Origin of the sequence: Halomonas sp. N3-2A, assembly GCF_002216165.1 — a bacterium.
Taxonomy (GTDB): domain Bacteria; phylum Pseudomonadota; class Gammaproteobacteria; order Pseudomonadales; family Halomonadaceae; genus Vreelandella.
This window is the reverse complement of the sequence record NZ_CP022286.1, coordinates 3,699,502-3,719,755: the sequence shown is the minus strand read 5'-3', so window position 1 is coordinate 3,719,755 and position 20,254 is coordinate 3,699,502. Positions and strand designations below refer to the sequence as shown.

The following is a 20,254-nucleotide window of genomic DNA, read 5'->3' as shown; positions in this document are numbered from 1 at the left end:
GAGTGCCTTCTTAAGCCAAAAAACAGCCCTCTCTGGTGCTACGGATAGCATCGGCCACTACGGTTGTGTTTGGAGTAATGCGTGTGACACCGCTACTGCGTCAAATGATGAGCAATATGACCGTGCGCCTCAGTTGGGGGCTGGTGTTAGCCACTTTTTCAATGTTGGTGGTGGTGGCCTGCGCTATAGGCCTTTATGCGCTCCACCACGGTGCCGCTATTGTGCAGGCATCGAGTGATTTGCAGGCGCAGCAAGCGGCGTTCAGTGAGTTTGCGACACGTATTCGCTGGGTGTTGATTGGCGTGGTGATCATGACCGGCGTAACGGTCGCTGTGGTGGTGTGGGGAGTGACCGTTAATGTGTTGCGTCCCTTGGATCGTCTGGTCGGTTACTTTGAGAAAATGGCCCAGGGCGATCTAAGCCAGCAAATTACCTCGCCTGGCAATAATGAAATTGGCAGGTTGTACACTGCCATGGCGCATATGCAGTCTTCACTGTCTGAAACGGTTGGCGTGGTACGCCAAAGCGGTGCGTCAATTTTTGAGCGCTCTCAGCATATCGCCAGTGGCAATAACGACCTCTCCTCACGTACCGAACAGCAGGCCTCTTCGCTAGAAGAGACGGCCTCGAGCATGGAGCAGTTGGCCTCTACCGTTGGGCACAATGCTGACAATGCACTACAAGCCAGTCAGCTCGCCAATGAGGTAACGCTAACCGCCAAACGCAGCGGCGAAGAAGTTGCCAATATTGTTGAAACCATGCAAGACATTAGCGCCAGCTCCCACCAGGTTGCCGACATTATTACGGTGATCGATAACATTGCCTTTCAAACCAATATTCTCGCTTTAAATGCCTCGGTAGAAGCCGCCCGTGCGGGTGAACATGGCAAAGGGTTTGCCGTTGTCGCACAGGAAGTTCGCAGTCTCGCTAGCCGCAGCGCTAATGCTGCCAAAGAAATTCGCACGCTGATCGATGCATCGCTTGGCAAAGTGGACGCGGGCACCCAGCGGGTGAATCACGCGGGAAAAACCATGCAGGATCTTGTCGCTGCGGTGCAGCGGGTCAACGATATTATGGATGAGATTGCGGCTGCCTCCGAAGAGCAAAGCAATGGTATTGGGCAAGTTAATCAAGCGGTTGCCCAAATGGATCAGGTTGTTCAGCAAAATGCCCAGCTGGTTCAACAGGCAGCACGTAGCGCCAACGAATTAGAAAGCGAAGCGGCACGCCTTAGAGAAGCGGTTGAGCGCTTCCAGGTGACGCCTGCCCTGGCAGAGGGGAAGTATGCCGTGCGGCCCCGCGCTCTTCAGCCAGTACCTGCCGCCCAAACCCCGGCGGCCAAAAAAACACCTGCTCGCAACACGGCAGTCGATGAGTGGGAAGCGTTTTAGGTCTTGCGGTTTAGGCTCATGACTTCCTCGGCTTCAATACTAAAAATAAGGTATGCGGATGCGTAATAACCAGCCAGTCACTCAGCGTGAAATTGAACTACAGAGTGATGATTTCCTCGTTTCGCGTACGGATCTTAAAGGGCGCATTACCTATGCCAACCCGGCGTTTATCGAGATCAGTGGTTTTCAGTACGAAGAGCTGATAGGTGCGCCCCATAACTTGATTCGACACCCGGATATGCCGCCAGCGGCGTTTGAAAACCTGTGGCAGACCGTGAAAAGCGGTGAAACATGGCGAGGACTGGTTAAAAACCGTTGCAAGAATGGTGACCACTACTGGGTGAGTGCCAGCGTAACGCCGATTATTGAAGACGACCAGGTCGTTGGCTATGCCTCTGTCAGGGTGCAGGCAACCCGAGAGGCGATCGCCCAAGCGGAACAGGCCTACGCTGAAATCCGTGAAGGCCGTAACAAACAGCTCTATTTAGACAAGGGGAAGTTGCGTAAGAAAGGCCTAACTCAAGGTTTAAAGCGGATACGACTGGATACCCTGCGCGCCAAATTGGTTGGCATGATTGTCGTCGCTGGCGCACTGCTGCTGGTGAGTGGTGGCCTTGGGCTGTATGGCCTTAACGTCGCCGGAGAGCGGTTAGCGACGCTTAATCATGATGGCCTGCAAGATGTTATTCGCTTACAGCAAATTGACCAGACCATCGCGCAAACACGCCAGGCCATGATTGAACCAGAGCGTATGGAGCTGATTCAACAGCGCTTCGAGATGGGCGACATGATTGCCAAGAGCGCGGCGACGATCGAGTCAGCTTGGCAGCAATACTACTCCCGAGATGTCAACACGACAGCGCTAGCCAGCTCCTTCAATACTCAGCTGCAAAGCTTTTTAGACAATGGCATGTTCCAAGCGGAAACCGTCTTGCAAGCAGAAGACACGTATCAGGTGTTTACCGGTTTGGACGCAGTCATCAGTGTGATGAATAACGAAGGGCGCGAACTCTCGACGATGGTGAACCAGCTCATCGCTGAAAAACAGGTGGCCGCGGAGGTAATGGCTGCTGATGCTGAGCAAGGTCAAACCCGCATGTTAAGCGCTCAGGCCGCTGTACTAGGTGTTGGCGTGCTGGCGCTTATCCTGCTTGGGGGGCTGATGTTACGTTCCATTGTTCGGCCGCTTAAAAGCGCGTCTCGCTTTACCTTGCAAATTGCGGGCGGAAACCTAGCCGCAAAAGTGCCCCCCCACCAGCGGGATGAGGTTGGGATGCTGATGGAGTCGCTGAACACTATGCGGAAAAGTTTGAGCAGCATTATCAGCGATGTAAAAGGCGGTATTAATGTGGTTACCCCTGCCGCGCGGGATATTGCCAGCGGTAATGAGGCGTTATCGTCTCGTACCGAGCAACAGGCCGCGTCGCTCCAGCAAACCGCATCCAGCATGGAAGAAATGACCACGACTGTGCGTCAAAACAGCGATAACGCTCAAGAAGCGCGCCGTCTTGCCGATAACAATGCTAAGCAAGTGACCCAGACCGGGGAGCTAATGTCGCAATTGGTCGAGAATATGCAGCGAATTACCCAAAGCTCGCAAAAAATGACTGACATCATCAATGTGATTGACTCGATTGCTTTTCAAACCAATATCCTGGCACTCAACGCATCGGTAGAAGCCGCCAGGGCAGGTGAGCATGGTCGTGGGTTTGCGGTGGTTGCTGAAGAAGTGCGCAAGCTGGCAGGAAGAAGCGCAAGTGCTTCTCAAGAGATTCGCGTGTTGATTGATGGTTCTAATCAAGAAGTCAATGTGGGTGCTGGGCTGGTCAAAAAAGCCGAAGTAGCGATTAGTGAGGTGGCCGACGCGGCGCGCAATGTTACCCAGATCATGCATGACATTTCATCAGCGTCAGCAGAACAGAGCCACGGTATCGCGGAAGTGAATCAAGCCGTTGCCGAAATGGATCAAGCGACACAGCAGAATGCCGTTCGTGTTCAGGAAACAGCGCGCGCCGCCGTGGCATTAGAGCAGCAAGCGGGTCTATTGGCCCTGTCGGTTGAGGCGTTTCGTTTGAATCATCAAAACTCGCCAACAACAGCGCTTAGCACAGCACCTACTGCCTATCGGTCGCCAACACTGCTCCCAGATAGCCCAACTAAACCGCCTTCGTCGCCAACCACGCGGCAGCTGGCCGCAGTAGAGGAGTGGGAAGAATTTTGATCGACCAACGCGAGCGGGGAGTTGACGTCGGCCAGTGGGCATCGGGAGGGCAGATCGAACGTGATCTTGTGCTAACCGATGCCGACTTTGCGCGTATACGAGAATTGATATACCAGCGTGCCGGAATAGTGCTGGCTGAGCATAAGCGTGAAATGGTCTACAGCCGCTTAGCCAAGCGACTGCGTCACCACGGTATTACGCGTTTTACCGACTATTTGTCTCGGTTGGAGCGCCAGCCGGACGCTAAAGAGTGGGAGGCGTTTACCAACGCCTTAACCACCAACCTCACGGCTTTTTTTCGTGAGGCGCACCACTTTCCGCTATTAGCTGAGCACATTAAGAAACAGCAAAGTCCCGTGACTATTTGGTGCTCAGCGGCGTCCACCGGGGAAGAGCCCTACTCGATTGCAATGACGCTGCTAGAAACCTTGGGGCCAAAAGCCACCCAGGCCAAAGTCATTGCCACCGATATTGACACCGACGCACTCAGTAAAGCGCGTGCCGGTATTTATCCGCTTGAACAGGTGCGTAAATTAGACGAAGGGCGGGTTAAGCGATTTTTCCAGAAAGGCACCGGTGGTCATGCAGGTTTGGCACGTATAAGGCCAGAAGTCTCATCGTTGGTGGAGTTTTTGCCGCTCAATTTGCTGGCGTCCCAGTGGTCGGTAAAAGGCCCTTTTGATGCCGTTTTTTGTCGTAATATTATGATTTATTTCGATAAAGATACCCAGGCCAAGATATTAAAACGGTTTGCCCCGCTGATGAAGCCAGACGCCTTACTGTTTGCGGGACACTCGGAAAATTTTTCGTATATCAGCGATGCATTCAAGCTGCGTGGGCAAACGGTTTATACCCTCGCAAAAAAATAAATCGGTTACGTGCGTTGACTCCTTTTGGCAATCGCCTTAGCGGAGTGGGCTGGCACACAGGTGGCTACCGTCATAAAGGAGGCGTGCTTTGAGCGCAGCCAAAATCAAAGTGTTGTGCGTTGATGATTCGGCGCTGATTCGTGATTTGTTAACGGAAATAATCAACTCTCAGCCGGATATGGAAGTCGTCGCCGTCGCGCCAGACCCGATTGCTGCGAGGGATCTGATCAAACAACACAATCCTGATGTGCTGACATTGGACGTAGAAATGCCACGGATGGATGGGCTTGATTTTCTTGAGCGATTAATGCGGCTGCGCCCTATGCCGGTACTCATGGTGTCATCGCTGACCCAGAGCGGCTCAGAGATTACTCTGCGTGCGTTAGAGTTAGGCGCCTTGGATTTTGTGGCCAAGCCCAGCTTGGGTATTCGCAGCGGCATGATGGAGTATGCAACTGAAATTACCGACAAGCTTCGCGCTGCTGCCCGCTCGCGTCCTCGCCAAGCCCGCCATAAAAATGCGCCACCACCCACGCAGCTAAAAGCGCCAATGGTGTCGAGTGAAAAGCTGATTATCATTGGTGCTTCTACCGGCGGCACAGAGGCAATTCGCTCAGTGCTCGAACCACTGCCGGCGAATGCGCCAGCCATCTTGATTACCCAGCACATGCCGGGTGGTTTTACCCGCTCTTTCGCTGAGCGGCTAGATCGGCTGTGCCGAATTAGCGTAAAAGAAGCCACCGATGGCGAGCGTGTCTTGCCAGGCCATGCCTACATTGCCCCAGGCGACCAGCACCTAGAGCTTGTCCGCAGTGGTGCTAACTATGTCGTGCGCTTAAATGATGGCCCACCGGTCAACCGTCACCGTCCCTCTGTTGATGTGCTGTTTCACTCTGCTTCCAAGCATGCGGGTAAAAACGCCATTGGGGTGATTTTGACCGGCATGGGCAAGGATGGCGCTGCAGGTCTGCTTGAGATGCGTGAAGCCGGGGCGGCTACCATTGCGCAAAATGAACAAAGCTGTGTGGTGTTTGGTATGCCAAGAGAAGCCATCGCCGTCGGGGGAGCAGTCGAAGTGGTTGCGTTAGATGATATTCCATCGCGGTTGATGGCCTTAATTGCCGCTTCAGGGCGTGCTCAGCGGGTATAACACCCCATTGCGCATAAATAAAAAAAAAGGGGACAAAAATGACACGCTCACTGCGTCATATCAGTATTCACTCTGCCGTTATTACCGCGTTGGCTAGCTTTGTCATGCTGATAGTGGTGTTAGCTGGTATCAGCTTTATGGCAGACCGTAATGCTCAGGCTAACCTGTCAACCTATAGCCTCATCAGTAATAGTCAGCTCAATGAGATTAATCGCGCTGACTCGTTGCTCAATCAGGCGATGCTGGCTATGGAAACGGCATCCAACTTTTTAATGGTCGGTCAAACGCGCCAATCCAATGCCCAGGTCGACATTGCTCTGGATCGAATTGCCCGTTCCGAAGAGCGTTTTGAACGCTTCGCTGCGACGACAAACGACGCATTGGGCGAGGCATTGATAGATGACTTTCGCGACGTACTGGCCTTGGTCAAGCAGCAGCATGCGACGTTCGAAACCATGGACATCAATGCTTTTAATCGGCTTCGGGGCGAGCTGGTTGAGCCATTGAGCAATTTAGCCAATAGCGCCACTGCTTTTGTGCAGCATGGTTTTCAGCAGGTAGATAGCATTCGTGGCGACGCTGAAGCGCAAGGCGATATGTTTATGTTAGTCAATGCGCTTGCCGTGGCAATTGCGCTATTGGTGACTGTGCTCATCTATATAGCATTACGTCGTACGGTCATCGCGCCGTTGAATGACGCCGTAAGGCGACTGGACAAAATTTCCCAGGCTGACTTAACGGAACCCGTTCCTGCATCAGGCAAGAATGAAGTGGGGCGTCTTTTTTCAGCGATGGGCACGATGCAGCAAAACCTGACGGCGATTGTGACGCGGGTTCGTGAAGGCAGTAGTGAAATTCATCACGGCACTCGTGAGATAGCCAGTGGCAATGCGGATTTGTCATCACGCACTGAACAGCAGGCCGCCTCGATCGAAGAAACGGCCGCCAGCATGGAACAAATGACAGCCACGGTGAAACAAAATGCCGACAATGCGCGCCAGGCAAGCACGCTGGCAGCAGATGCCTCCACTACTGCCGAGCAGGGGGGCCAAGTGGTTGAGCAGGTAGTGCAGACCATGCACGGTATTTCTACCAGCTCCCAGAAAGTGGCAGATATCACCAGTGTGATCGACTCTATCGCTTTTCAAACCAATATTTTGGCGCTCAATGCCTCGGTCGAAGCGGCACGCGCTGGCGAGCAAGGGCGTGGTTTTGCCGTTGTGGCAGGTGAGGTGCGCAACTTGGCTAGCCGCAGTGCCGATGCGGCAAAAGAGATCAAAACGCTGATTGATGCCTCCGTTGCACAAATCAAGCAAGGCTCTACGCTGGTAGAGCAAGCGGGCACTACCATGTCCGATGTGGTGACGGCTGTCCGTCGGGTGACCGATATTATGGATGAGATTTCTGCAGCGTCTCAGGAACAGAGCGATGGCATTGAGCAGGTCAGCCAAGCGGTAGGGCAGATGGATGAAGTGACCCAGCAAAATGCAGCGCTGGTTCAGCAAGCCTCCGCGGCGGCTATGTCGCTCGAAGAGCAAGCAAACAAGTTAGAAGAGGCGGTGGCTGTCTTTGCTTTGTTAACTAGCCAAGCGGGCGTGCAGCGTCAAGCACTGCCAGCGAGTAGCCAAGTAAACGTGCCTGCGGCTAGGCCGCAGGCAGACACTGCGCCCAGCCCTCGCCGAATCCCAGAGCCTAGCCACCACGACGAGTGGGAAGCGTTCTAGGTTTTAAGGATTGTTGTAAGAGCCGTTTTAAGGACGGTTTTAAGAACGATTTTTAAGCATCGTTATGTAAGAAATAATTTGATTGAGAGGATGACCAATGGCCGATAAGAACATGAGTTTTCTGGTAGTTGACGATTTTCCCACCATGCGTCGGATCGTTCGCAGCTTGTTGAAAGAGCTGGGTTTTACCAATGTTGATGAAGCAGAAGATGGTCAGGATGCGCTGAATAAGCTGCGTGCGGGTAACTTCGAATTCGTCGTATCTGATTGGAATATGCCAAACCTGGACGGCTTAGAAATGCTTAAAGAGATCCGCCAGGATGAGGCACTAAAAGGGCTACCCGTATTGATGGTGACCGCGGAAGCCAAAAAAGAGAACATCATCGCGGCCGCCCAAGCGGGCGCTAATGGCTACGTCGTCAAGCCGTTTACAGCAGCCACACTCGAAGAAAAGCTAAATAAGATCTTCGATAAGATGGGTAAATGAAGCGGCTGCGCCTGAGTGCTCGGTTAACGAGGAGACAACACGATGAGTCAGCATGAGCAGGATAGCGCTACCCAGCTATCTGAGGAAGCCGCTGAAGACCTGATCTTTCGCATCGGCAAACTTACCCGCATGTTACGCGACAACATGCGAGAGCTGGGTCTGGACAAAGAGATCGAGAAAGCAGCGGAAGCAATTCCTGACGCGCGTGACCGGTTGCATTACGTCGCTACCATGACTGAGCAGGCGGCTGAACGTGCATTAAATGCCATTGATCGCGCTCAGCCATTGCAAGACCAACTCTCTGACCGTGCTGAAGCGCTCGATAAGCGCTGGGCAGAGTGGTTTGAAGCGCCCCAAGAGTTGGATGATGCCAAAGCCTTGGTAAAAGAGACGCGCACCTATCTAAGTGATGTGCCAACCATCGCTGCAGCGACAAATAAAGAGCTGCTCGATATTATGATGGCCCAGGATTTTCAAGATCTTACCGGCCAAGTCATCAAAAAGATGATGGATGTCATTCGAGAAATTGAGCATCAGTTAGTGCAAGTGCTGATCGATAACGTGCCGGGTGCTCACGTACGTGAGTCGATGCAGCGTAAGGCAGAAGACCAATGGAAAAATGACAACGCACGTCGTAATGAAGAGCTGTTGAATGGCCCTCAGGTGAAGGACAATGCGCCCGACATCGTTACTGGTCAGGATCAGGTCGACGACTTATTGGACGAATTAGGCTTTTAATGCGTTGTTATTAAGACATTGTGAAAGGCAGTATCTGGCACTATAGGCATTTGTTCAGCCGTCCCTCGGGGCGGCTGAATTTATGATAAGCCACGCAAGATACCGCCGGATGGCCGCATGGCAGATAACGACAGCGATCAGGAAAAGACGGAAGAGGCCACACCCCGACGCTTAGACAAAGCCCGGGAAGAAGGCCAAGTACCCCGGTCTCGAGAACTGGCGACCTTTTTGCTGCTATTGGGCGGTGTGATTGGGCTGTGGAGCATGGGGCAAATGCTCTATGACCAGTTGGGCATGGTGATGGAGCAGGCCTTCTTATTTGAGCGTCGTCATGCCATGGAAAGTACCCCGATGCTGGTCAATGCGCTGGATCTGGGGCAGCGCACACTATTTGCAATGTTGCCGCTGTTCTTGCTGTTGACGGTGATCGCCCTGGTCGCACCCGCATTACTTGGGGGGTGGTTAGTCTCGGCAAAATCAATGCAGCCCAAACTGTCGAAGCTAAACCCGGTGAAAGGGTTACAGCGTATTTTTTCGTCGCAGGCATTGATTGAATTAACCAAAGCGATTGCCAAATCAATCCTGGTCGGCGGCATTGCATCGGCGTTTCTGTACGCCAACCTTGGCAAGTTTATGGGGCTAATGAACCAGCCCATTCAGCAAGCATTGGCAAGCGCATTGAATATGTCGGCGCTGGCCGCTGGCCTGATCGTTTTATCGCTAGTGGTGGTTATCTTAATTGATGTGCCTTTTCAGCTTTGGAGTAATGCGAAAAAGCTGCGTATGAGCAAGGAAGAGGTTAAGCGAGAGCATAAAGAGTCGGAAGGCGACCCCCACGTCAAGGGGCGTATTCGCCAGCAGCAGCAAGCAATGGCCAGAGGGCGGATGATGAGTAAAGTGCCTGATGCCGACGTTATTATCACCAACCCAACCCACTATGCGGTGGCCCTGGCGTATAAGGAAGGTAGCATGGGCGCCCCAAGGCTAGTGGCCAAAGGGGCCGATGTAGTGGCCGCACGTATCCGCGAAATAGGCTTGGAAGCCGGTGTGCCGCGATTGGAGGCCGCTCCCTTGGCGCGCGCTCTGTATCATCACGTGGATTTAGATGCTGAAGTACCTGCGGAACTGTATACCGCAGTGGCTGAAGTGATGGCCTGGGCTTACCGCCTGAAGCAGGTCGCACAACAAGGAGGCGAGGTGCCCCCAACCCCAGACAATTTATCGGTCCCTCCCGAAATGGAACGTTCCAATCGAGATGCCGGTGGCAGTGAGGCGCAATCATGAAAGGCTTAACCCAATTGATCAATCAGCGCGATTGGATGGGCGATGTGCGCATGAAGCTGCTCGCAGGGCCGCTGCTGATTCTGATGATCTTGGGCATGATGATTCTGCCCTTGCCGCCCTTCGCGCTCGATTTGCTGTTCACGTTCAATATCGCACTGGCCATCATGGTGCTGCTGGTCAGCATGTTTGCGGAAAAGCCACTCGATTTTGCCGCTTTCCCTGCGGTGCTGTTATTTACCACGCTATTACGGCTATCGCTCAATGTGGCCTCGACCCGTGTTGTACTGATGGAAGGCCACCAAGGCGGGGATGCGGCCGGTAAAGTCATCGAAGCGTTTGGTACCTTCCTGGTCGGCGGTAATTTTGCCGTTGGTCTGGTGGTCTTTTTGATCCTGGTGATCATCAACTTCATGGTTATTACCAAGGGGGCTGGGCGTATTGCCGAAGTGGGCGCTCGCTTTATGCTGGATGCCATGCCTGGCAAACAGATGGCGATTGATGCGGACCTGAACGCAGGCCTGATTGGTGAAGAGGACGCTAAAAAGCGGCGGGCTGAAGTCGCCCAGGAAGCAGATTTTTATGGCTCTATGGATGGTGCGAGCAAGTTTGTGCGTGGTGATGCCATGGCTGGCTTGGTCATCATGGTGGTCAATATTATCGGTGGGTTATTGATCGGCATGATGCAGCACGATATGGGCTTTGCAGATGCCGCCCGTACCTATACGTTGCTAACCATCGGCGATGGTCTGGTGGCCCAGATCCCTGCGCTGGTGATTTCAACCGCCGCCGGTGTCACCGTATCACGCGTCAATACTGACCAAGATGTTGGTCAGCAAATGATCAGCCAGCTATTTATTAATCCTCAGGTCATGATCCTCTCTGCGATGGTGATGGGGCTGCTGGGCATGGTGCCTGGGATGCCAAACCTGGTATTTCTGATTTTTACAGCCCTACTGGCGGGTTTAGCGTGGTATTTGATTCGTCAAAAAGAGCAGGCGTTGGTAAAAGAGGAAATCTCAGCCGTGCCACTGCCCCAACAAGAGTCACCGGAAGCCAGTTGGGAAGATGTGCAACTGGTTGATACGTTGGGGCTTGAGGTGGGGCATCGGCTTATTCCCCTAGTGGACTCCCGCCAGAAAGGGGAGCTGCTGGCTAGGATCAAAAGTGTGCGTAAGAAGTTTGCCCAAGAGGTTGGGTTCTTACCGCCCGTGGTGCATATACGCGATAACCTGGAGCTGCCGCCGAATACCTACGTACTCTCTATGAAGGGGGCGGAAATTGGCCGTGCGGATGCACAGCCGGGCAAATGGTTGGCAATCGACCCAGGTCAGGTATCAGGCGAATTACAGGGGACGCCCACCCAAGACCCGGCCTTTGGTTTGCCCGCCATCTGGATCGATGCCAATCAGCGTGAACACGCCCAGGTGTACGGCTATACCGTGGTGGATGCCAGCACGGTCATTGCTACCCACTTAAATCACCTGCTGCATCGCCACTCGCCAGAAATGCTGGGACGGCAAGAAGTGCAAAAGCTGCTCGATAAGCTGGGTGAGGATCAAAAGTCGCTAGTCGAAGAGGTGGTGCCGAAAGCCATTTCACTCACCGTACTGCAGCGTATTCTGCAGAATCTGCTTGATGAAGATGTTTCGATACGCGATATGCGCACGGTGCTGGATACGCTGGCAGAGCATGCTGGGCAGCAAAAAGATGCTAATGAGCTGACCGCACTGGTGCGTGTTGCCTTGGGTCGAGCGATTACCCAGCAGTGGTTTGCCGGCCAGGAAACGCTCAACGTGATGGGGCTTGATGCCCAGTTAGAGCAAGTGCTTATGCAGGCCATGAATGGTAACGGTGCGATGGAGCCAGGGCTGGCTGATACGCTCATGACACAGGCACAAGAGGCCCTGGAGCGTCATGAAGGTAGCGGTGAAGCACCGGTGCTGGTCGTACAGCACTCGCTGCGTGCTGTGCTATCGCGTTTCTTACGTCGGCGTGTGCGTCATTTGGTGGTGATGTCTCAAGCAGAAATACCGGATGACCGTACGTTACGAGTCACTACGGTAGTAGGAGGACGGGCGTGAGATTGACGCAGAACACTCGTTACCAAACCATCACAAAGAGGCGCAGGTAAAGCATGAGCGTGAGACGATTTGTTGGAGCAAACAGCCGCGATGTGATGCGCCAAGTGCGCGAAACATTAGGTGATGACGCTTTAATTGTCGCCAATCGCCGTACCGAGGATGGGGTTGAAATATTGGCAATGGCGGATGAAGCGGTCGATCATTTTGAACCTTCCCCTACGTCGCCACCTCCACCTACCCCAGCTCCCCAAATCGCCTTTTCAGCGCAAGATTCCGATCCGCTGCAGGCAATGAGTGAACGCTTGCTGCGCGAGATGCAGGAAATGCGGGAGCTGCTTGCCCAGCGGCAGCCAGCTGCCGATGTGCCCGTCTCTGCCACCACTGACGACCCAATCTTTCGTTTGCGCCAACAGCTGCTTAGCGTTGGTTTCAGCGAGGAGCTAAGCGACGAGGTGCTGGCGGCGCTGCCGACGTCATTGGCTCAGCCGGATGCCGATAGCGCGCTTGCAATCGAGTGGCTTCGTGGGCAGCTAATGGCGCGGTTACCGGTACTGAAAGAAGAAACCGGTTTTTTCGATCAAGCGGGAATTGTCGCGCTGGTGGGGCCTACGGGGGTGGGGAAAACCACCACCACTGCGAAACTAGCAGCTCGTTTCGTGATGCGCCACGGTACGCGACCTGTGGCCCTTGTCACCACCGATAGCTTTCGTATTGGTGCCCACGAGCAGCTACGAATTTACGCCCGCCTGCTGGATACCCCCATGTATGCCTTAGACGCCGAGCAGCCGATTGATGAGCTGGTCGGACGACTGCAAGGTAAACAGTGGGTGATTATCGACACCGTCGGTATGAGCCAGCGTGACCAGCGTGTGATTGAGCAAATTGCCCATTTGCAGGGTGGGCAAGCGTCCGTGCGCTTAGTGCTGCTGTTGAATGCAGCTAGCCAGCCTGAAACATTAGAAGAGGTCGTGTTGCGCTATCGCCAAGCCGCACGGGCGGCTGGCGCTGAGTTAGATGATTGCATTATTACCAAGCAGGACGAAGCTGGCCGGTTAGCCCCCGTGCTAGATATTGTCATACGCCATGGCTTGCGCGTGTTGTTTGGTTCGTACGGGCAACGTGTTCCAGAAGATATGGCGGTTGCGGACCCTGCTGCGCTGATCGATCAAGCGCTTAATACCCCATTGGGGAGGGGGCGTGAAGAGCGATCTTCGCCCTCCGCTGCGCAGCCTCACTCGGTGAGTCTGCCGCGCTGGTCGCGGGACGTGCTGGGGCAAGGGCGCCGCCTCAGCTCTGTGCTGACGCGGCTGCGTGAAAGGATTGTTGGGTTTTCAGCGCTAGAGTCGGTATGGGATATCGCCTCCTTACCGGGCGTGCTGCAAGATAAACGCTTGGATGCACTACTGGCTAGCGAGCCCTGCGCGGATAAGGGACTGGGCATGGCATGGTCTCCCCGCCGTAATGAGCGGGGCTGTGACTGGTCGATGCCCGATCTTGGATTAGACGCCGATGGCGGTTGGCTAGCGCTAACCAGCCTACAGCACCGTCAGCCCGCAGGCTGGCAATCACGGCTGCTGCACCAGGGCGAAACGATGGGGGCCGCCGTACATCTGCTCCCCGTGTTTCCCGACCCCGCCACGTTAGCGTGGCTAGAAGCCCAACACTTGACCTGGATCACGCAAGTAGCTGCCACTCAACGGGTATACTGTCAGGGCAAGCGTTATGCCCAGCGTCAGCTGTTCACAGATAGCCCGCTCACACATCACACTGATCTACGTTTTCGTGGTCAAACGGTGCAGCTATGGCACACCCATATTGCTGTCGAGGACGCCGCTGGTACTCCGCTGTTGGCATGGGTTGGTGAAGTTCGCGATCCAGAAAATGGCAAACGCATCGCGCGTCGCTACTGGTTAACGCCTGCCCGATTAGGTGCGGATGTGCGTTCGCTTCTAGTTATCCAGTTGCAAAGCGAAGGGGTGTCTAGCCTAACCAAGCGCGCTTGGCAGCAGTTGAAAGATGCGGATGATGGCGAAGTAAGCTCGGAGGTTCGCTTATTGATGGCCAGCGGTGTCGCTGCTGCAGCGGGACACTTAGATATCGCCAATGATGACGCTGCGATAGCACTGCGCTCCGATTTGTTAAGGTTGTTGGGCACCACGCGTAAGCGGCGCGACACAGCGATGCTAGATGCGCTTGTTCACGCGTTTATGGCCCGTGACGCCATTCGCCAACTCAGCAGCGTTAGCCGTGAGGGGCTGGCATGAGCGCCCCGGATCAGGCAGCGGGCCTGCGCAAGTGGGCAGATTTACAGCGCCAGCAGCGCCAAGCAGAGTCAGTTGAGAGTGATCCCACGGGAGACGAACTTGCAGCTGAACCACTGACCGCTATGACCGATTCTTTAACGGTGCCGCCAACTGCTGCCCAAGCGCAAACCAGCGCATCGCCCTCGGTGCCGCAGAAGCCGCTTATCGTGATCGGTATGCCTAACGGTGGCGATCAGCAGGTGGCAAGAGTAAAAGGGCGCCTAGCCCAATGGTCAGTGCTGGGGCGACGTTGGGCTGGCGACCCGGATGATTGGGATATTCACATCGTCAATGCGGATGCCGCTAATCTTAGCCAACTGAAAGCGCGCTTTCCGCGTTGGGCACTATGGATTAATAGCGATGCCGATGCTTTCGCCCAGATGTACCGCTCGTTGCGGCAAATGCAGGAAAACGGTGGCCCTAGGCAGCTGTTAGCGCTGCACGAGCCAGATTTGCCGCGCCGAGGTCTACTCGATAACCTGCGCGAAGCAGCCAGCTATTACTTGGATATAGAGCTTTTACTGCTGGCGCGATGACAGCTAGCCTGACGCTATGTAGCCGTGCTTTAACAGCGGCTATCAAGCGCCCCGATAAGGAATAACAATGTCGATGCTCGCTGACTTCAAGGTCGATACCTGCAAAGCTGACAGGCTGCTCAAAAGGGTGTTGATGGTGGCGCTAAGCGTCATCACCATGAGTGCTTATGCCGCGACGGGCAGTTGGAGTAGTGAGGTGCCCAGCGTACTGGTCGCGATGAGTGACCGAGCTGTCAGCAGCCAGCCCATTCAGCCGCCAGCAGGGGCGCAGGTAGAGCATGCTGCGATAGAGCGTATTCATTGGCGTTTTCAAATGCCGGTTAATGCGCCGGTTAATGCGTGGCTATGCCACCCTGAGCAGTGTGTTCCTTTAACTGCTATGCGAGGTTCAACCACTGCGTTAGCCGGAAAACAGGTCAGTGGGCCGCTGCACTTTCGTTTTGCGTTGACGCCGGGCCAGCGCCCGGTACGGGTGCAGGAACTGCAAGTGATTGTGAATTACCAGTGAACAGAGTTCAGCCGTGAGGCACGAGGATGTATACAGCACAAGGCAGGATTAAACAGAGCGAGCTGTTAACCCAATACATGCCACTGGTAAGACGTCAGGCCTTAACGCTGCAGGTAAGACTACCCGCAAGTATTGAGTTGGATGATCTTATTCAAGCTGGCATGGTGGGCTTATTAGAAGCGCTAGGGCGTTTTGATGCGACCCAGGGAGCAACGTTCGCCACGTTTGCAAGTCAGCGTATTCGCGGTGCCATGATGGATGAGCTGCGCACACGTGACTGGTTGCCGCGTAGTGTACGCCGCTCTGCCAGAGCCGTGGATGATGCGGTGCGTCGCCTTGAACAGCAGTTAGGGCGCCCGCCGGAAGAGGGTGAGATCGCGCGTGACCTGGATATGCCGCTTAGTGAGTATCAGCAATTGCTCAATGATACGAACAGTGGCCAGTTGCTGCCCTTCGAAGAACTGGTGGCCGAAGGGGCCGAGTCCGCAACGGAGGAAGCCACTAACCTGCCCTTCGATCAGTTGTTAGATAAACAGCAACGCCAGTCGTTAATTGACGCGATTGACGCCTTACCTGAGCGTGAAAAGCTACTGATGGCGTTGTATTACCAAGAAGAGCTGAACCTTAAAGAAGTCGGGGCGGTGCTGGGTGTGACCGAATCCCGAGTCTCCCAGCTTCACAGCCAAGCGATTAGCAGGCTTCGCGCTCGCTTATATGACACCACCTAACGCCACTATTAATCACGACTAACCGGCGAGGAGCCGTTGATGAACCCATCTACGCTGATCGGTATTTTTGCCAGCATGCTGTTGCTGGTAAGCGTGCTGTTTTTTACTGCAGAGTCGCCAGAAAGCTTTATTAACTTGCCGGGGCTAGCCATTGTGGTAACGGGCACCTTGGCGGCTACCTTCATTAGTTATCCGCTGAAAGAAGTGCTACGCGTGGTGCGCCTGGTGGGATTGGTGTTTCGGCGTGAAAATACCTATGTGCGTGATGATATCAACGAACTGGTTTCCATGGCGCGCTTGTGGTTTAAAGGCGATGTCAGGGCGGTTGAGAAGGAGCTAGAGCACACTCGTAACCCCTTTTTGCGCACCGGGATTCAACTGGTGATTGCTAACACGAAAGAGGACGAAATTTTCGATATGCTGCGCTGGCGCATCGCACGATTAAAAGCACGGGAGCATGCTGAGGCGCAGATATTTCGTACCATGGCCACCTACGCGCCCGCGTTTGGCATGATCGGTACTTTGGTGGGCTTGGTCAATATGCTGGAAGTGATGGATGCAGGCGATCTTGACGTTATTGGCCCGCGCATGGCTGTGGCTCTGCTGACAACGTTCTACGGTATTCTGCTCGCCAACTTGGTGTTCAAACCGATTGCCGTCAAGCTGGAGCGGCGCACGGAAGAACGCCTTATCACCATGAACATGGTGCTGGAAGGCATTTCGTTAATTACCAAACGGCGGCTGCCTTCTTTTATTGAAGAAACGCTCAATTCCTTCGTTGCTAACTATCATGACGAGATCCGCGATGCCGCTGTAAAACCGCGGCCAACGGTTAGTTCTGCGGCAAAAGGGTAGCGCCATGCTAGATCGTGATTCACGGCACGCGTTGGAATTGCCCACTGTGCCGGGGGAGGGCGATGAAGGGTGGCTAACGAGCTATTTAGACGTATTAACGCTGTTAATCACGCTGTTTGTCTTACTGCTTGCGTTGACGCCGCCGGGGGGAGGGGAAGCCTTTGACCGCGATAGAATGCATTCTGTAAGTGCTATCACCTCGCTTCCGTTGGCCAGCTTAGCAACCGGTATCCATCCTCGGCAAAGCGGGCTCAAGCCGCGAATGACTGAGCTTAATATCCCCGGGGTTAGTGTCTCTCAAGGTGAAGAAGGTGTTACGCTGCGCATCGACGACAGCTTGCTTTTCCCTAGCGGTGATGCCGTACTAACGCCCCAGGGGCAAGATGTGTTAGAAAGCCTTCTGGCAGTGTTAGCATCCTTTGAGGGGCAAATTTCAGTAGAAGGGCATACGGATAATGTTCCCATTGCTACCTCTCGCTTCCCCTCAAATTGGGATCTCTCGGTAGGGCGCGCCATTGCGGTGGTCCAGTATCTTGAGCGCCAGGGAGTTGCTATTTCACGTATGCGGGCAGTCGGTTACGCCGATACCCAACCCATGGAAAGTAACGCAACACCGGAAGGTAGATCCGCCAACCGGCGCGTTGAACTGTTGCTAAGGCAGCAGACTGAGGGGTAAAGAGATTTCTTGAGGCCATCTCTGTGTCGAAGCATCACTCGCTACTACAGTCGTTCGGTGCATTACTGGTGCTCGATGCTGACTGTCGGCGCATACAGGCATTTAGTAGCAACTTTGTTGAATTGCTGAGAGTAAGCCTTCCTGAAGGGCGTCTCGCAACGCTCTCCAGCGTTCTAGGCAAGCGCTTAAGCCAGCGCGTACGCTATGAGCTCCAAGGTCAGCAGCGTTTGCCGGGGCCTCTCACCTTTAAGTGTCCCGCTCGATCAAACCGTTTCCAGTTACATGCTTACCGTGCCGGTGCGCATGTGTTAGTTGAGATAGAACCCCTTCATTCCCTCGGTAAGCAGCGTCTGCTTGGCACGGTGAACGAACGCCTGATGCGCTTAGCGGAAGCGACCCATCAAGAAGAGCTACTTGATTACCTAGTGATGTCGGTACAAGAATTAACCGGGCATGACCGGGTGTCTGTATGCCATCTCGATAGTGATTGGCATGGGCTAATCGTGGCCGAGTCGTTAGCTAAGAGGCGCGCTCAGTCGAGTGTCGAGGTAGCGGCAGTTCGTTTGCCTGCCTTGTTAGGGCAACGCTTTCCCGCCAAAGACTTCCCCATTGCACTACGGCGCGCCTATGAGCGCCATCCGGTGCGGCTGATCCAAGATGTCGCAGCACCCTACGAGCACTTACTGCCAGCGAGTGTGGTGGTAGATGTAAGTGACAGCTTCTTGCGTGCTCCGGCCCCTGAGCGTCAACAGTACTTACAGCGACTTGGCGTGCGCGGCGCATTAAGCGTGGCCATGCAGGGAGATACCGGCCTTTGGGGGCTGCTATTCTGCCACTCGGCAGCGCCTTACCCCGTAGCGCCGCCCGTACGAGATGCAGTACGCACCTTGGTGCAAATGGCTACGCAGCGGCTGTTACTGCTGAGAGCTCGCCAAGAGGCGCGCTATTTGCAGCGCGTACAAGATAGCCTGGTGCTTTCAAGCAATAATCGCTTAAAGCCTCAGGGGCCTTATCAGCTGTTTACCGAGCATGCCGAGACATGGAAGTCGCTCTTTCGTGCCAATGGCGTTGCGTTATGGGTGAAAGGCAGTATCTATCAATCAGGCAATACGCCCAAGCCGGAAACGATCGGCCAGTTGGTCACGCGGATTGAAAAATCCCATATCCATAGTGGGCCATGGTGTACCCAAGAGACAGCCAAGGAGCCGCTAACATGCTCTTTAGACATGCTAGAGCAGAGTGGAGTACTCGCCGTGCCGCTGCCTACCGATCCTGCTCAGCGCGGCTGGCTGATGTTTTTTCGTCCTGAGCAAGTGGAAACGCTCTACTGGGCGATGCAGCCCTCTTCAGCATCCCTGCCACCTATGATGATGTCGCCTTCTGACGCGTGGTGCGAGGAGGTCACAGGAAAAAGCGAAGCCTGGCAACGGGTTGAGCGGCTAGCCGCGATAGATTTAGGAGAAGATTTAACGCTGGCCATTTCTGCTTATGAGATCAGCACGCTCAATATGCATCTGGAGCGCGAGCGTAAAGCGCTGGCAGAAGCGAATCAGCGGTTAGAGCAGTTGGCACATTTTGACCCGCTCACTCAGGTGTGGAACCGCTACCGCATCGAGCAGGCTATTGATGCAGAGCTGGTCGCAGCAAAACGCTATGGGGCGGCTTTCGCGCTGTTGTTATTTGACGTCGACCATTTTAAACAGATCAATGACACCCTCGGCCATAGCGTGGGCGATGATGTGCTGATTTCGCTAGCACGCATGGTGGAAAGTTCACTGCGGGGCTGTGATCATTTGGGGCGCTGGGGAGGGGAAGAGTTTGTGGTATTGGCGACCCACTCCAGTATGGAAGCCGCCGAAGGGCTTGCTGAACGATTACGTGGGCTAGTGGCAACACTGCAGGTGAAGGGCTTGGGCCAACCGATAACGGTCAGCATCGGTGTCGCAGTATGGCAGCCCGATGATAGCTGCAAGACTATCATCGCCCGGGCCGATGCTGCGATGTACCGAGCTAAACATAATGGGCGTAACCGCGTTGAAATCGCTGAAAAAAGCGTGCAGTGACACGCGCTATCATTGGTCGTCGGCGCGGTCGCATAAGCGCTGTATTCTCGCTATGGCATCATCAGCACCGTCAAGACTAAAGGTCATATACCAAGGGTCGCTATCCTGTTGATCGAAACCAATAAACAGCTGCTCTCCCTGGCTCATTTGCGCCATTAATGTTTGCAGGTCGCTTAGGTAGAAGTGCGCATAAAACCCATCATCGCCACGCTCGGTAATAAACTCGGCCATGGTATCAATGATAGGCGTATCATCCACCCGGATCCTGGTAGGCACTAAGTTAACCGCGCGACTTTCGCCTTGCTGTTCAGCCAGCGTGACCCGCATTTCCAGCCATGGTAAGTCGCAAACACCTTGGGTTGCGTTCAAACTCAAGGTGGCATCCGAATAGCTATGGGTTTCCACGGCGCGAAAGTGCCGCTCACTGCCTAACGTTAACGCCATTGACTGCCAATGATCGTGGGGCTGTTCGGCATCAATATTGAACGTTGCTGCCATGCTAGGCAGCGCAGTGCTGGAAAGTAGGGCGCTGAAGGTCGCTAACGCAAAAGGCTTTAAAATAGGCATAAGGGTGGCATCGCACAAGAAAAACATTAGCCTATCGTTTGTTGAAGATAAGCAAAAGGTAACGCGCTGATTT

At 54.3% G+C, this 20,254-nt stretch carries 17 protein-coding genes; 16 read left to right on the top strand and 1 reads right to left on the bottom strand.

Translation table 11 applies throughout. The features are described 5' to 3' along the window. Positions 1–77 precede the first annotated feature (77 nt). From CEK60_RS17365 to CEK60_RS17290, 16 genes are all read left to right on the top strand, one after another. Complete coding sequence (locus tag CEK60_RS17365) at positions 78–1,391, top strand: methyl-accepting chemotaxis protein (RefSeq protein ID WP_089040057.1); 1,314 nt, start codon at positions 78–80, stop codon at positions 1,389–1,391. A gap of 58 nt (positions 1,392–1,449) precedes the next feature. Further along, positions 1,450–3,612, top strand: a complete 2,163-nt coding sequence (locus CEK60_RS17360) for a methyl-accepting chemotaxis protein (RefSeq protein ID WP_089040056.1) — start codon at positions 1,450–1,452, stop codon at positions 3,610–3,612. Next, positions 3,609–4,481 carry a CheR family methyltransferase gene (locus CEK60_RS17355; protein WP_089040055.1) on the top strand — a complete coding sequence of 291 codons (873 nt, stop codon included), beginning with the start codon at positions 3,609–3,611 and terminating at the stop codon, positions 4,479–4,481. Before CEK60_RS17360 ends, CEK60_RS17355 begins: the two co-directional genes overlap by 4 nt. Positions 4,482–4,569: 88 nt before the next feature. Beyond that, positions 4,570–5,631: a protein-glutamate methylesterase/protein-glutamine glutaminase gene (locus tag CEK60_RS17350; protein WP_089040054.1), complete on the top strand. Its 1,062-nt coding sequence runs from the start codon at positions 4,570–4,572 to the stop codon at positions 5,629–5,631. 38 nt (positions 5,632–5,669) lie between these two features. Further along, positions 5,670–7,355: a methyl-accepting chemotaxis protein gene (locus CEK60_RS17345; RefSeq protein WP_089040053.1), complete on the top strand. Its 1,686-nt coding sequence runs from the start codon at positions 5,670–5,672 to the stop codon at positions 7,353–7,355. Between the two features lie 97 nt (positions 7,356–7,452). Then, positions 7,453–7,842, top strand: coding sequence for a chemotaxis response regulator CheY (gene cheY / locus CEK60_RS17340; protein WP_009097747.1), 390 nt, complete (start codon positions 7,453–7,455; stop codon positions 7,840–7,842). A 42-nt stretch (positions 7,843–7,884) separates the two neighbouring features. Further along, complete coding sequence (gene cheZ / locus CEK60_RS17335; RefSeq protein WP_038480231.1) at positions 7,885–8,580, top strand: protein phosphatase CheZ; 696 nt, start codon at positions 7,885–7,887, stop codon at positions 8,578–8,580. A 117-nt stretch (positions 8,581–8,697) separates the two neighbouring features. Beyond that, positions 8,698–9,864 (top strand): flagellar biosynthesis protein FlhB, encoded by a 1,167-nt coding sequence (flhB, locus tag CEK60_RS17330; RefSeq protein WP_089040052.1) that lies wholly within the window; start codon positions 8,698–8,700, stop codon positions 9,862–9,864. After that, the gene (flhA, locus tag CEK60_RS17325; protein WP_089040051.1) at positions 9,861–11,945 is read left to right on the top strand and encodes a flagellar biosynthesis protein FlhA; all 2,085 of its coding nucleotides are present in this window, start codon (positions 9,861–9,863) and stop codon (positions 11,943–11,945) included. Before flhB ends, flhA begins: the two co-directional genes overlap by 4 nt. A gap of 53 nt (positions 11,946–11,998) precedes the next feature. Continuing rightward, the gene (gene flhF / locus CEK60_RS17320) at positions 11,999–14,209 is read left to right on the top strand and encodes a flagellar biosynthesis protein FlhF (protein ID WP_089040050.1); all 2,211 of its coding nucleotides are present in this window, start codon (positions 11,999–12,001) and stop codon (positions 14,207–14,209) included. After that, positions 14,206–14,784: a hypothetical protein gene (locus CEK60_RS17315; RefSeq protein ID WP_089040049.1), complete on the top strand. Its 579-nt coding sequence runs from the start codon at positions 14,206–14,208 to the stop codon at positions 14,782–14,784. The genes flhF and CEK60_RS17315 overlap by 4 nt, the downstream gene beginning before the upstream one ends. 67 nt (positions 14,785–14,851) lie before the next feature. After that, on the top strand, positions 14,852–15,292 hold the full coding sequence (locus CEK60_RS17310) for a flagellar protein FlhE (RefSeq protein WP_232471396.1): 441 nt from the start codon (positions 14,852–14,854) through the stop codon (positions 15,290–15,292). A 26-nt stretch (positions 15,293–15,318) separates the two neighbouring features. Further along, positions 15,319–16,020, top strand: coding sequence for an RNA polymerase sigma factor FliA (locus tag CEK60_RS17305; RefSeq protein ID WP_089040048.1), 702 nt, complete (start codon positions 15,319–15,321; stop codon positions 16,018–16,020). Between the two features lie 39 nt (positions 16,021–16,059). After that, positions 16,060–16,875 (top strand): motility protein A, encoded by an 816-nt coding sequence (locus tag CEK60_RS17300; RefSeq protein ID WP_089040047.1) that lies wholly within the window; start codon positions 16,060–16,062, stop codon positions 16,873–16,875. Positions 16,876–16,879: 4 nt separating this feature from the next. Continuing rightward, positions 16,880–17,551, top strand: coding sequence for an OmpA/MotB family protein (locus CEK60_RS17295; protein WP_089040046.1), 672 nt, complete (start codon positions 16,880–16,882; stop codon positions 17,549–17,551). 23 nt (positions 17,552–17,574) lie between these two features. Then, positions 17,575–19,614 (top strand): sensor domain-containing diguanylate cyclase, encoded by a 2,040-nt coding sequence (locus tag CEK60_RS17290; RefSeq protein ID WP_089040045.1) that lies wholly within the window; start codon positions 17,575–17,577, stop codon positions 19,612–19,614. Positions 19,615–19,623: 9 nt separating this feature from the next. Here CEK60_RS17290 and CEK60_RS17285 read toward each other — a convergent pair whose 3' ends face one another. Next, on the bottom strand, positions 19,624–20,208 hold the full coding sequence (locus tag CEK60_RS17285) for a hypothetical protein (protein ID WP_446718635.1): 585 nt from the start codon (positions 20,206–20,208) through the stop codon (positions 19,624–19,626). Positions 20,209–20,254: the final 46 nt, after the last annotated feature.